Origin of the sequence: Paenibacillus gansuensis, assembly GCF_042684925.1 — a bacterium.
GTDB lineage: Bacteria > Bacillota > Bacilli > Paenibacillales > DY6 > Paenibacillus_N > Paenibacillus_N gansuensis.
In genome coordinates this window covers 372503-385784 of the sequence record NZ_JBHUME010000005.1, presented here as the reverse complement: position 1 = coordinate 385784, position 13282 = coordinate 372503, and the positions used below count along the sequence as shown (strand labels likewise).

Here is a 13282-nt window from a genome sequence, read left to right as displayed (position 1 = left end):
TTTAACCCTCCTGGATGTCGGCGTTTAATTCAGCTCCATAGCGAACGGCAACCTCAACCGGCGCGCCGATCTGCTTCAGCCATTGCCGGAAGTCTTCCATCAAGCGCTTACAGACGGAGGGTTGCTCCTGCGCAACATCAACCGTTTCCTCAGGATCCGTGCTTATGTGGTACAACTGGAGAGAACAACTCGGTTCCGGCAACCGCACAGGGTAGCGTCCCTTTTCCTTATCGAGCATGCCGCGTTTGCCTCCGAACAGCCGCCCCGGAGCTCTTAAGCCATACCAGTACAACTCCGCATCTGGAGACGGCGGCAAATAAAGAGCCCACTCCCCGTCCGACAATCTCACAATATCACCGTACTTGGCGGAGCATACAAGATCATGCGTCCGTGTATCGCCTCCCCGCAACAGGGACATCAAGCTCTTTCCATGCAAAAATAACGACCGATGAGCGACTCCGTCCCAAGCCCTTTTCCCGGCTGAGCCCACGATGCCGATCGACGATTGCTCTACCTGGTCAGCGGTCGGCATCGGAATACCGAGCGCATCCAGCACCGTTGGGAACACATCGACAAGCTGCACAAGTTCTGATCGCCGCGAACCCGCTTCGCACTCCGGCGCATAAGCCATAAAGGGGATCCGGCTCATTTCCGGATAGAGCGGCACACGGTCAGGCTTGCCTACCAGTCCGCGCTCACCCAGATAATAGCCATGATCAGTCGTTGCGATGATCAGCGTGTCTTCCCAAAGTCCAAGCCGCTCGACTTGGTCGAGGAAATAGCCGAACCAACGGTCGACGACGGTCGTCTCCGCAGCGTACAGCGCCCGCATATGGCGAAGCTCCTTCTCCGTGAAGCGGGAAGCTGGCCCGTAACTCGGACTATGAGGCTTCTTCCCGTCATAGCCCGGATCGAAGCGCTCCACCAAGACATCCGGCGGATCCCATGGCTCATGAGGATCGAAGCAGTCGATGTATAGGCAGAACGGCTGCTCCTTCCGACGCTCATGGGTGCCGTTGCGCTCAAGCCAATCCGCCGCTCCCCGGAAAACGCGAGCCGAGTACAGCTCTTCTTCCTTCCGTTCGCGGCCGTGCAGGTTCTGCTGATGAGTCAAGTATACCGATGAAGTGAAATGGTCGATAGTCGTTTGGATCCCAGGATCAGCTACATATGGGTCATGCTCCTGACCGCGAATCATATCCCATTCCTCGAAGCCTGTATGATAATTTCCCGCATCCCGTTCCAGCAAATGATAATGATCGCTTACCATAGCCGTCTTGACGCCGTGGGAACGCAGCAGACTGAACATGTCCAGATCATCGTCCTCCAGCGGTCCCCAGCCGCGCCACGGGAATTCATACCTTCCGGTCATGAGCTCCCGACGTGCCGGCATGCACGGTGAGCTTCCGAGATACGCTTGCCGCATCAGCGCCCCTTTATTAGCAAAACGATCCAAATTCGGGGTAAGGACAGGAGCGGCTAGCCCGGCGGATGCCCGCTCGCTGCCGTAACAGCTCAAGTAATCGCGCCGCAGCGTATCCATTAACACGATGATTGCATTCATCGGACGTCCTCCTTTGGCTACAGGGCAGCGGAAGTAGCCGTTTTTGCGCAGAAATACGTAAATTCCAAGGACGGGGGCGGAACATCCGCCTGCTGCCCGTATTGATCAGCGGATAAAAAGCCGCCTCCAGCTTTCCTCGTACAACGCGCTTTTACGAGTCGTGCTTCCCCTGGAAGAAGCGTAAAGTACTGTTCCTCCACCTCACTCCAATAAGCATTCGTCGTCTCGGCAGCGCGTATATGCAAAGCGGGTACCATGCCTGTATTGGAAATCAAATAGGACCGCTCTATAAACGGCAGGTCAAAGCCGGTCGCCGCCGTCTGCCAGTCCGTTTGGGGCTCTATCGACAGCTGCACGTTGTGGTAGGACCGAGCCGATGCATAGACATGGTCAGACTCCGTACCGAACGTGTACATAGCCGATGGGGCGGATGGTTCTGCATCCTCCCACTCCAATCGAACGAAAAACAGGCCTTCGTGATCCGGAGTCACGTTGAAACGCAGCTCGCCGACGGATGTCGGACGTCCGGATTCCGCCCATGTATGGAAAAGCTCTTCCTGCATCAGTGTTCCACACCGGTTATACACGCGTACCCGTACCCGGGCATCCGTACTTGATGCATCGTTATGAACCCAAACGGAGGCGGCGAAGTCAGAACCTACCGCATGGTCAATCCGGCGATAGTCTAATGTCGCTCGACGGGGTGCATAAGCTTCTTGCATCCAATGATATGCCATTTTGGCATCGCCATAGTAATCGACGAGATTCGTGCAGGATGCATTCGGCCATGGCTCGTTCATCTGCCACACCACGCAGCCGCTGGAGCGGAAGGCACGCCGCCGATTAGCCTCAATAATGTAGCGAAGCCCCTCGGCCTGCATCCACTGGCTGCAATCGGAAAAATCAGAAATATCATGGATCGGACCGAAGATCGTCTGGTCCCGGTCGAGCGTTCCCCACCATTCGCCGTGATGACGCCATATAACGTGCTCCCTCATGCGGGTGGGGTAATGGTGCTCCGGGCTGAAGAATTTCCTTAAACTTCTGACGGAGGTCACACCGTCCACACCGAATTCACTGTGGAACAGATGGTCCGATTCGCCGTACAGCTCATAGTGGCCTGGATTGCCTTGATATTGCCAGCCTCCATGTACATCATGACTTACGCCCTTGTCACGTGAGATGAACTCACGGGGGCCGGAGGCGGAGGTGGGAAGAAACAACCGCTCCGGATCATGCATCAGGACAAGCTTATGCAGTATGGCCAAGTTCTCGTCTTCCAGCGTGGATGGAGTATCAGGTGCACTCATCAGCTCGTTGCCCCCGCTCCATACGGCTAGCGACACATGATTGCGCTTCTCCTTCAGCGCAGCGGCAGCGGACTTACCGAGAAGATCAAGAAACCCCGTAAGCTTCGACGGAACGTTATCGATCCCTGAGCTTGATTGAATAAACTCCTGCCAAACGAGAATACCATGACGATCGCATAAGTCATACAGCGTTCTTTTCTCAATCAAGCCTCCTCCCCAAACACGCACCAGATTAACATTAGCCCGCTTCATGCGGTAAACCAGCCATTCATACTGCTCTCCGCTTACGTTGCCGTACAAGTGATCTAAAGGTGTAATATTAACTCCCTTGATAAAAACCGGCGTGCCGTTAACGACGAAAGTGTAGGGGAAGGAATCGTCCGGAGCTCCCTCATTGTGTTTGTACTCCAGCTTTCGAATGCCGACGTTATGGGTTCGCTCATCAAATATATATCCGTCCGCCCCTGCCAGGCGCACATGAAGCCGGTAGAGCGGCTGCTCTCCGAAGCCATGAACATTCCATAACTTTGGCTGACGGATATCCAGCAGGGATTCCGTCCTAAGCTCTTCCCCTATTTCCGTTTCCGTTACTGCCGCGAGACCGCCTTCCGGATCCTCAAGCCGAAGCTGCAGCTTTAGTCCCGCCGGAGTTATTTCAGGGACGTGGAGTTTCACCTTTGCTTTTATCCTGACATGGCCAACCTCTCCTTGGTCGGAGGTATCGGTATGAATGGCAAGGTCATCCAAGGAGCAAGTCTCATGAACACGCAGAACAATATCCTGCCAAGGGCCGATGTTTACCAGTCGCGTCGAGAAATCCCACTTATAATTAAAGCGGCTCTTCTGCGTCGAAGTCCGGGAGGTGTATCCGATCTGGCCCATTTCTTGGGGTACCCCTTTAAATACGAGCTTCAGTTCAATACTTGCGTTCTCGCGAACCAGATTTGTCACGTCATATTCGGCCGGATGATACATGCCTGTATGTTCGCCCAACAATGTATTGTTGCAATATACCATGGTTTCATAATCCAGCCCTTGTAGAACAAGCTCAAACTTTGTACCGCTTACTTGCGGGCGAGGGAACGAAGTTTTGTATACCCACCAGCGGTTTTCAACCCATTCGCAATGCAGGCTTTGCAAATCGTTATAAGGATGCTGAATCCAGCCTGAGCGAAATAAATCGTAGTGTACGCCGCCGGGTACGGTGGCCGGAATCCAGTCGGTGACACCAACCATTTCGATGCCGGTCTCCATGCTCCGGTCCTTCACCGGAATCCAGGGCCAGTAACCGCGCAGCAGCCATTCTTGCTTGGATAAAGACAGTTCTATCACGGCCTTTTCATCCCTTTCCCTTTCCTATTCGAGCTCGAGGGTAACGCAGATAAATGCCCAATACAAAGACACCTTGCCTCATCCTGGAAGAATCACATCCCATCGGCAGGGTTTTATTCGGCGTTTATACCTAATCGGTGTTTATGGCAAGTCGGCGTTTAAGGCAAAACGGCCGACGGGAGACCGCCGCCCCCTTGCAGTGAATGAAGAGCCACAGACAGTCCCGCATAATCACCGACTTGTTCCCCCAAACCGGCAGGGACGATCGTACATGCGGAGCGTGAAAGCGCTAACGCTTCCTGGTCGATAACTTCCATGACATAAGGCTCAAGCAAAGACTGCTGGCGGGCGTAAATGCTGCCGATAATAATACGTTCGGGATTCAGAATGTCGATCAGAATGGAAAGCCCTTGACCGAGTCTGCGGCCGACCGTCTCGAAAATAGACAACGCTAACAGATCCCCGGCTATTGCCGCTTCGGCAACCTTCTTCGTTGTAATTTCCTCCAGCTCGCTTTCGGACGCGCAAAAGGACAGACGCTCTCCCAGCTGAAGACGCTCCTTCGCCCTCATCCGCGCTAGACGGGCGATACCGCCGCCGCTGCAGAAGCCTTCGAACGATCCGGATTTGCCGTAACCGACCGGTCCGTTCTGCTCCAATCGGATATGCCCGACTTCTCCGGCCATATCGTTCTTACCGACGTAAAGCTTGCCGTCGAGGATCAGCCCGGCCCCCATACCGGTACCGAAGGTAAGAAAAATCAGATTTCTCGCCCCTTGGCCCGCACCCCATTTCCATTCTGCAAGCGCGCATGCATTCGCATCATTCTGCAATCCGGTCGGAACGCCGAACCGCTCTTGAAAAGGGGTTACGATATCGATCCGATCCCAGCCCGGCAAGTTGGGCGGGGAGAGAATCATTCCGGTGCGGCTGTCAAGAGGGCCACCGCAGCTGATTCCGATGGCGCTGAGAACTATGGCTCCGCCTCCGTCACGCCAGGAGATGCCTTGCTGCTCCAGCAGCTCCGACAAGGCTGTGAGCATCTGCGAAATGGCAATCTCGGGAGCAGCCGGGGTCGGAAAGCTGTATTTGCCCATCAATTGAATCTCGTGTCCTACGGTACGACCTACAGATACGGCACATTTGGTGCCGCCGATATCTACTCCTGCCAGTATCGTCATGACGGGAAGAACGCCTCCTCCAGTTCAATACACATCGCGTGATAGATGGGCAGATGCCGCTCTTGAATATCGGGCGTTGAATCCCACGGAACACGAATGGTCACATCGCAGATTCCGGCCATTTTACCTCCGCTGCGACCGGTAAGACCGATCGTCGTAAGTCCCTTCGCTCTTGCTACTTGCAGTGCCCGTATGACATTTTTGGAATTCCCCGAGGTCGAAATACCAAACAGAACATCACCCCGGTTTCCCAGACCGTACACCTGTTGAGCGAAAACCATATCGGGGTCGACATCGTTTGCGTACGCCGTCCAGAGCGACGTTGCGGCCACGAGCGACACTGCCGGCAGGGCGCCTTGCAGCCGTTCCGCCAGCCATGATCCTTCTCCCGGACAAGCCGCTTCAAGCAGTTCCCGCTCGCTCCGGGGCAAAGGCCTCTTCGACATGAAACCCTTCATCAGCTCGCCTACGATATGCTCGGAATCGGCAGCGCTTCCGCCGTTGCCGCAGCAAAGCAGCTTTCCTCCGCCTTCATAAGACGACTTTATCCGATTTAATGCGTCCTCAATATCGGAATGACAAACCTGTAATTCCGGATATTTATGAATGAGATGCTCCAGTACCCCGCTCATCCGTCCTCCCCTTTCCCATCTTCGTCTTTTTCATACATCGCAAACGACCACTTGAACGCCAAGCTTTCCGATCTCAGACAGCACGTCGGGGTCAGCCAAAGAGCTTGTTATGAGAATATCCACATCCTGAAACGTGCTGTAAGCGATAAGGGCCTGCCGATGCAGTTTGGTGTGATCGGCGACAACGGCTACCTTCTGGCCGGCCGCAACCATAGCGCGTTTAATTTCCGCTTCATAAATATCCGAGCTCATGAAGCCCTTGCGCAGTGATATGCCTGAGGTTCCCATAAACACATAATCGGCGTTGTATTTCTTCAGCTCTTCTTCTGCCACGGGACCGACCAAACTCATCGATTGTTTAACGACCTTCCCTCCGAGAAGAAAAATCTCCGTTTGTTCGTTCTCGACAAACTCCTCCGCAATGTTAATACCGTTCGTTACGACCGTGAGCCGGCTGCGCTGCTTCAAGTGGCGGGCTACGCACCATGTCGTCGATCCGGAATCGACAATGATGATTTGATCGTCCTGCACCAGCTCCGCTGCCTTCCTGCCGATCGCGTCTTTTTCCTCATAATACTCAAACTTCCGCTGTTGGACGGGGGGAACCGGCGAGGCCTGCATCAGGTACTCATCAATCAAAATGGCCCCGCCGTAATTTTTCTGAACCAGTCCTTCCCGCTCCAATTGGTTCAAATCCCGGCGGATCGTTTCCTCGGAGACATCAAATTCACGAACGAGATCGGCGACCTTCACACTTTTTTCCTGCAGAAGCATCTCTTTAATTTTATGGCGACGTTGAGCGACGATCATCCAGGTATACCTCCCCCTCTTCTAAAATTTGGCTGTTTGTCTCACTGTAACGAATATGGTGCAGCGCTTGCAAGAGAAAATCGGCTTTTCCGAAGCTTCCCGATTTCAACACAAGCCACAGTGGATCTATTCCAGCCCCCAACGTAACACAGGAAGGCAGTCCAGGCTGAATCTCTTTATGAAGGCGCATGCCGCGGACGCCGAGCCGGGCGCATACCGCGGCGGACGTGTCGCCGCCCGCAACGATAAGCCGGTTTTGCCCTGTTCCGGCAAGAACCCGGGCAACAACTTCCGCGATGGCGCCGGACACGAGCTGAGACACGGACTTGCCGTCGAGTCCTCGGAGCTCGCCTTCCTCCTTCGTGCGGGATACCGATTCAGGCAAGTTCGGGGAGTGAACCAAAACATCTCGTCCTGCCAGGACAGCCGTTTGCATCTCGTCCGCGATACGGGAAATTTCAGCCTCACGATCCGAGGCAGAGAACAGCAGCAGCGTGTTAAGCACAAAGGTAATCGCCTCTTGCTTCCGCTTCAGCTCGGCAATCTGCGCTGCCGTCTGCGGCATCAGGCTGCCGGCCGCCAGCACACAGCCAAGCCCCGGGCGATCCGCTACTACCGGACCGGCGGAGGGACGTTCCTTGCGGCCCCAAACGAGCGCAAGCTCTTCGGAAAGGGCCGAAGCTCCGGCCGTTACGCGCTCATCCTTTACCGCCTCGGCGATCGTGCGAAGGGAGTCCTGATCTTCCACATCTAAAAGTAAGTACTGAGATGTTGTTTTCAGTTCTTCGATACGGGCCTTCAGCGCTGCTGCGCCTTGCGCAACCGTTTCGTACGTTACGGCTGCCACCGTACGCTGTGTTTGCTGCTGTAAAACGAACTTTAGGTCGGAGCGAGTCATGGGATGCATCGGATCATTTCGAAATTCGGAGCGGTCCAGCTCCACACCGTGCACGTAATGAATGCCTTCCCGTGTTGTTCGGCCGTTCTTCGGAAACCCGAATACCACAATTGCACACGGCTCATTCAGTGCGTCCAGCATCGCATCGAACTCGGCGCCCACATTACCCCGGCCTACCGAACATGTTTTCTTGATGAATACGGTGCAGCCGGCCTGCAGCAAATCTCTGGTGGCATGAAACACTTTATCGTAGGCCGTCTCCGGCGTATCGAAGCGTGAGTCGGTATCCAGGATAATCACATCCGGCCGCTCGTCCGAAGTGCCCGGGGTGAAGGAGCCGTCGTAAGGATAAACATGGGTTTCGTATCCAGCCTTGGCGTACATGATCCCAATATCGTTCGCACCGGTCACATCATCGGCTACTACGCCGACCAAACGAGGCGACGCACTCATTCCCGCCACTCCCTTCGCTGCTTATAACCCGCATTCTGAAGGAAATCGGAGGCCGTCTGCGGAGCCATCCGGGACAGCGGCACGCCTGCGCTTCTGGATGTGAGGATCATACGGCATGCTGTCTCCAGCGTGTGCAGAGCCATTTGAGCTTCACGAACCGATGTATCGTAGACGAGCACGCCGTGATTTTCCAATAGCAGTACGTTCGCTTTCGCAGCCTTCTCCCGAACGGCATCGCCGAGCGCTTCCGAGCCCGGATGAAAATAGGGAACGCGCTCAACCCGTTCCAGGTAGTACATCGTCTCGACAAACAACAGGGAGGTTATCTCCTCTTGAGCGCAGGCGAACAACGTTGCGTAGAAAGGCGAGGCATGCAGCACGGCGCCGATTTCCGGACGCATTTCATATACAGCCCGGTGCATGGGCATCTCCTTTGACGCTTTGCGCCCTTCCGGGAACGTCCGGCCGGCGAAGGTGCATTCCACGAAATCTTCGTCCGCAAGCTCTCCCAAAAAGGTGCCGCTTCCCGTGATGACATACCTATCGTCTCCGGTGCGAACACTGATATTCCCTGAATTACCCCACGCAAGACCGTGATCCATCATATACTTTCCGGCAGCCTGCAATTGGCGGCGGGCAAGATTTCCGTCCAGCATCATGTGGCCCCCTTTTCCTTATTCATCCCATTATATCCAAGCTCCGCCGCTTCCATAGGTGCACGTATTCCGACCGCTTCCTGCGAAAAAAACGGTTATCCCGGACATATCCCATTAGCTGCGGAGCTTCCGGTGATCACAGCCGAGAAACGTCCATTACCATTCGATCATATTCACTTCGGAGACCGGTAAGTCGGCCGCCTTCGGAATGCGGAACGTCTTGATTTCACAAGGACCGAAATTAGCGCGGATCGTTCTCCCCCATTGAGGCAGCGTTATGGCAGCCTGCGTCGCCGTCTTGGTCGTCTCATACAGACGTATAATCAAATCGTCGCCGTCCTCACTGTTCTTCATAGCACCGACGATGACGTTGTCTTTATCCACGGTAAGGAAGGAATTGGATTGCGGCAGAACCCCCTGATGGTAGGTCTCGATGATGGAAACCGGCCGCTGGATTAGCTCCTGCGCCCGCTTCACCGTGCCGGCTTCCTCCCAGTTGCCTTCATGCGGCATGATGCGGTAGGTGAATGTCTGTATGCCTTGATCGATAAACGTGTAGTGACCGTTCTCCTCGGGCACAACCGGATCATGGTGCGCATAGATTGCACTGCGAAGCACAGTTATCGCCAGCTCTTTATTCATGATGCTGTAGCTGTATTTAGCATCATTCATGATGCTGCAGCCGTACGGTACGCCCTTATCGCGGGCGATGCCGCCGTAATCGACCCAGGACTGACCCGGCTCCTCTTCTCCATTGTGCTCGCGTTCCTTGAAGCCGTACGGAATCTCATACGTTTGGCGGGTAAAAACAAGGTTCATCGGAAACACCAGCTTCAGCATTTTGAACTGCTCACGCCAATCCACCGTAACCTTCACATCGATATAATCAAGCTCGCGGTACATCGTGAAATCCTGAATCAGCCTGGAGCTGCCGTACGTCGATATCACACGAATCACCGATTTGACCGGGCCATGCTCTACGCGCTTCACACTCACAGCCTTAAACTCATCGATTACTTTATTGAAGTGAAACACATTATGGCTCCACGTGTCGCTCTTGTCTTCGATCACGACAGGCCGCGCGGCGCCGCCGTTCTCAGGCCGGAACACCTCAAAGGCAAGCTTCTTATCGTGCAGAGAGCTGATGAAGCCCGTAGCCGGGTCAAATTCGATGCGAAAGCGATCGTTTTCCATTGAATAATCGTTCGCTTTAACCGGACTGATTTGGATGCGTGCTTCGTTTGCCGCCGTACGAAGCTTGTATACGCGGTAGCCCATGGATGGCAAATCCGCAATAAAGCTGAGCCGAAAGCGTCCTCCGGCCGTCGCAAGCGACTGCACCGCCTGAAATGCGATCTGATTGCCGGTGTCGTCGACTAGGATCATGCCTTCTTTCACGCCGCCGCCCATTTCGAGTTCCACATTGGCTTGGAAATCCCAGGAGTGAGGGTTAAACACGACAATCGGCTTCATGCCCTGTTCTTCCTCGATGTCAATGTTCCACGAAAGCGATTGGACCGCGTAATTGAGATTCCGGTCCGCGATGGCGAGAGCCTCACCGTAAAGATGGCGGGCGTCCTCATAGGCCGGCTCGATCGACGTTCCTGCCAGAATGTCGTGGAACTGGTTGAACAGAACTCCTTTCCACGCTGTAATGAAATCTTTGGGATAAGGCTGGTTCGTTACCCTTTCCGCAATGGCAGACAGTTTTTCCGCCGCCATAAGGAGGTTTTCCGACTTCCGGTTGAGCTTCTTCACCTCGGAGTGTACCGCATAGCAGCCGCTTGCGTGGTGTTGCAGGTCATCGTGGACAACGGGATATTTGACGTCTTTCTCCGCAATAGCATCGAAGAACCGGTTCGGCGTACTGAATACAAGCTCCGGCATATTCGGATCTTCATTCAGCCGGCGAATACTCGCGATATTCTCCTTGGTCGGACCGCCGCCATGATTGCCGACGCCGTAAAAGCACATGAGCTCGTCAACAGGCTCGCGGAGTTCTCCCGCACAGCGGGCGACATGGTTATCCAGCTCCTTGCCCCATGTACAGTATTCAAACATAATCCGGAACGTAAGCACTTGCGAGCCGTCATCGGATTCCCAATGGAACAGTCGTCCGGGAAGTCCCTTTTCATTGGGCATTGGACGCATCATGACATAATAATCCATGCCCGACTTTTTCAGAATTTGCGGCATCATCCCGAAATGCCCGAAACTGTCGACATTGTATCCAACCTTCGCGGTCACACCGAATTTTTCGTGAAAATAGCGCTGTGCATACAGGCCCTGCCGAACGAACGACTCGCCGTTTGGAATATTACAGTCCGGCTGAATCCACCAGCCGCCTACGATTTCCCAGCGACCTTCCTTGATGCGCTCTCGTATTTCCTCGAACATCGCCGGCTCATTATTTTCAATCCATTCATAATATACGGCGGAGCTCGACGTAAACAGGAAGTCATCTGATTCCTTCATCCGGTCTAGAGCGGAGCGGAACGTCGCCTTCACCTCTTGAAACCCTTCCTGCCATTGCCACAACCAAACCGGATCGAGATGGGCATTGCCGATCATATGAAGCTTTTTCTTTGCCATAAGTACGTACCCTCCTTCTGTATTTTCAAATCATCGTGAGCAGCGCTTCCGCTTGCTGCCCCAGCCTTTTTCCGCCGATCGTAACATCGACCGCGACACGGGCACGGCGGACTGTAACGCCCTTCGGAGCCTGAATTTGGAATGAAATGTTATGCCTTCCCCCAGGGGGGATCCTGAAAGATATGAGTGCAGGGCTGCATAACCAGCCGTTCGGAACGATAACCTGAACATCAGCTGTTTCTTCAATGGGGAACGGATTGAGAATTTCGGCCTCCCAAATCAATGTCTCCCCGCCTCTGGCGTTTGCCTGATAGGGCGTGATCCGGGCTGCAAAGCCCTCAGCGCCTAAATCACAGTGTTCAAGCGGAAGCAAATCCCGGTGCAACCGCTCCAAGGCGGCTCCCCGTTCTTCCAGCTCCTCAAAGTAGCCTTCCTGAACCCAAAGGGGGTCCGAATGACCGGATAAGATCAAATCCGGTTTCAGCTTGCCGTATAGGAATGCACTGTCTGTGTAATCGCGGATACGAAACCGGTTCTGATAAACGTAGTTCCACTGTCGTCCGTCGCCCTGGTACTGGTCTCCGGCCGCCAGCACCTTTTGTCCGTCCGCTTCAAAGGCAATGGCCACGGCGTATAACGTATGTCCCGGAAGCTCATACAGCGTAAATTCATATTCCTCCCACCGGAACGGCTTGCCGATCGGCAGTTCCCTATCGACAGGGATCGGATCATACCACAAGCAAGGCAAATCATATCGCTCCGGCCGCCGCAAAATATCAGCAAAGCTGTCCGCCGCCCAAATCTCGGTCCCTTCGATATCGCGAAGAAGATTGAACCCCGCTACATGATCATCATGGTAGTGGGTCGGAAGAGCGACATCGATCTTCGTTACCCCGAACTGCTTTTTGAGCGCCGGAATCGAATACAGCCAAGGTCGGCGGGAGGCGCGGTCCGAGCCGTTTGGAAGGCCGGTCATGAAGTCATAGCCGAAATCGATCATCAGCGCCTTTCCGCTGTCAGACAGCAGCACATAGTAATTAGACATGGACTGCTTCGCTTGCAGCAGGTGCGGAGTGATCTCCTGATAAGGCTGGTTCCGGTGCTGAATCAGCCTCGGATTCTGTCCCCGATGGCCCATCAGCTCGGAAAGCCTTACTACGGTCAGGGCCACGGCTTCCTCTGCATTGGGGATCGGCGAACCGTGAGAAGGCATCAGCCGATCCGGCTGCCAGCGCTCCTTCAGGTCCAGAAGCGAAGCGGTCGTAGCGGCCAGCCCCTCCCCGCCGTTGTAGCTCCACTGGGTTGCGGCAAGCGACCACAATTTACCGGGGGCAGCGATCAGATCGCCGATGAAGACGGTCCGTTCGCCGTCCAAGGTTGCGAGCAGTGAAATGGAGCCGGTAGTATGACCCGGAGTCGGCACAACCGTAAACTCGACCCCGCCGAAAGAGTAGAAACCGTAATCCTTGAGCGTTCCTGCAATCGATATGGGCTCAAGAAGCGAGAACCGGTCCTGGCGAACGTTATAGTTGTTCTCAAGCTGCCGGCCCTGCCAATGGATATCTACAAAACGGAACAGATCCTGCTCCGTATGCGGAACCCATACCCGGATCCCCGCTTCGACCGCCCGGGCCAGGCCTTGTCCCTGATCCCGGTGATGATGCGTCATCAGGATGTCGGTTACCCGTACCTCCCCCAGCTGTTCGAGTACATCCATGATGCCGCCGCTGCCGAAATCGATAAGTACGACTTCTGATTGTGTTGTTTTTACGGCGTATACACGGCAAGTATCTTCGTATACATAAAGATGCTGTGAGATGCGTTGCAGCATACTTGTGTTCCTCCACTTAGCTG

Annotated in this window: 9 protein-coding genes; all 9 read right to left on the bottom strand. The window is 54.6% G+C overall.

Annotation, left to right across the window (positions count from 1 at the left end; all coding sequences use genetic code 11):
- Nucleotide 1: 1 nt before the first annotated feature.
- The gene (locus ACFSUF_RS05805) at nt 2–1564 is read right to left on the bottom strand and encodes a sulfatase (protein WP_377601041.1); all 1563 of its coding nucleotides are present in this window, start codon (nt 1562–1564) and stop codon (nt 2–4) included.
- Between the two features lie 17 nt (nt 1565–1581).
- A complete protein-coding gene (locus tag ACFSUF_RS05800) occupies nt 1582–4206 on the bottom strand; it encodes a glycoside hydrolase family 2 protein (RefSeq protein ID WP_377601040.1) in 2625 nt (874 codons plus the stop codon).
- A gap of 158 nt (nt 4207–4364) precedes the next feature.
- On the bottom strand, nt 4365–5387 hold the full coding sequence (locus tag ACFSUF_RS05795) for an ROK family protein (protein ID WP_377601038.1): 1023 nt from the start codon (nt 5385–5387) through the stop codon (nt 4365–4367).
- On the bottom strand, nt 5384–6019 hold the full coding sequence (locus tag ACFSUF_RS05790; protein WP_377601035.1) for a D-sedoheptulose-7-phosphate isomerase: 636 nt from the start codon (nt 6017–6019) through the stop codon (nt 5384–5386). Before ACFSUF_RS05790 ends, ACFSUF_RS05795 begins: the two co-directional genes overlap by 4 nt.
- A gap of 30 nt (nt 6020–6049) precedes the next feature.
- Nucleotides 6050–6829, bottom strand: a complete 780-nt coding sequence (locus ACFSUF_RS05785) for a DeoR/GlpR family DNA-binding transcription regulator (protein WP_377601033.1) — start codon at nt 6827–6829, stop codon at nt 6050–6052.
- Entirely contained in the window at nt 6804–8180 is a 1377-nt protein-coding gene (locus ACFSUF_RS05780; protein ID WP_377601030.1) for a four-carbon acid sugar kinase family protein, read from the bottom strand. The genes ACFSUF_RS05785 and ACFSUF_RS05780 overlap by 26 nt, the downstream gene beginning before the upstream one ends.
- Nucleotides 8177–8839 carry a class II aldolase/adducin family protein gene (locus ACFSUF_RS05775; protein ID WP_377601028.1) on the bottom strand — a complete coding sequence of 221 codons (663 nt, stop codon included), beginning with the start codon at nt 8837–8839 and terminating at the stop codon, nt 8177–8179. The genes ACFSUF_RS05780 and ACFSUF_RS05775 overlap by 4 nt, the downstream gene beginning before the upstream one ends.
- A 153-nt stretch (nt 8840–8992) precedes the next feature.
- A complete protein-coding gene (locus ACFSUF_RS05770; protein WP_377601026.1) occupies nt 8993–11428 on the bottom strand; it encodes an alpha-mannosidase in 2436 nt (811 codons plus the stop codon).
- A gap of 25 nt (nt 11429–11453) precedes the next feature.
- Nucleotides 11454–13259, bottom strand: coding sequence for an MBL fold metallo-hydrolase (locus ACFSUF_RS05765; RefSeq protein ID WP_377601024.1), 1806 nt, complete (start codon nt 13257–13259; stop codon nt 11454–11456).
- Between the last annotated feature and the right edge of the window lie 23 nt (nt 13260–13282).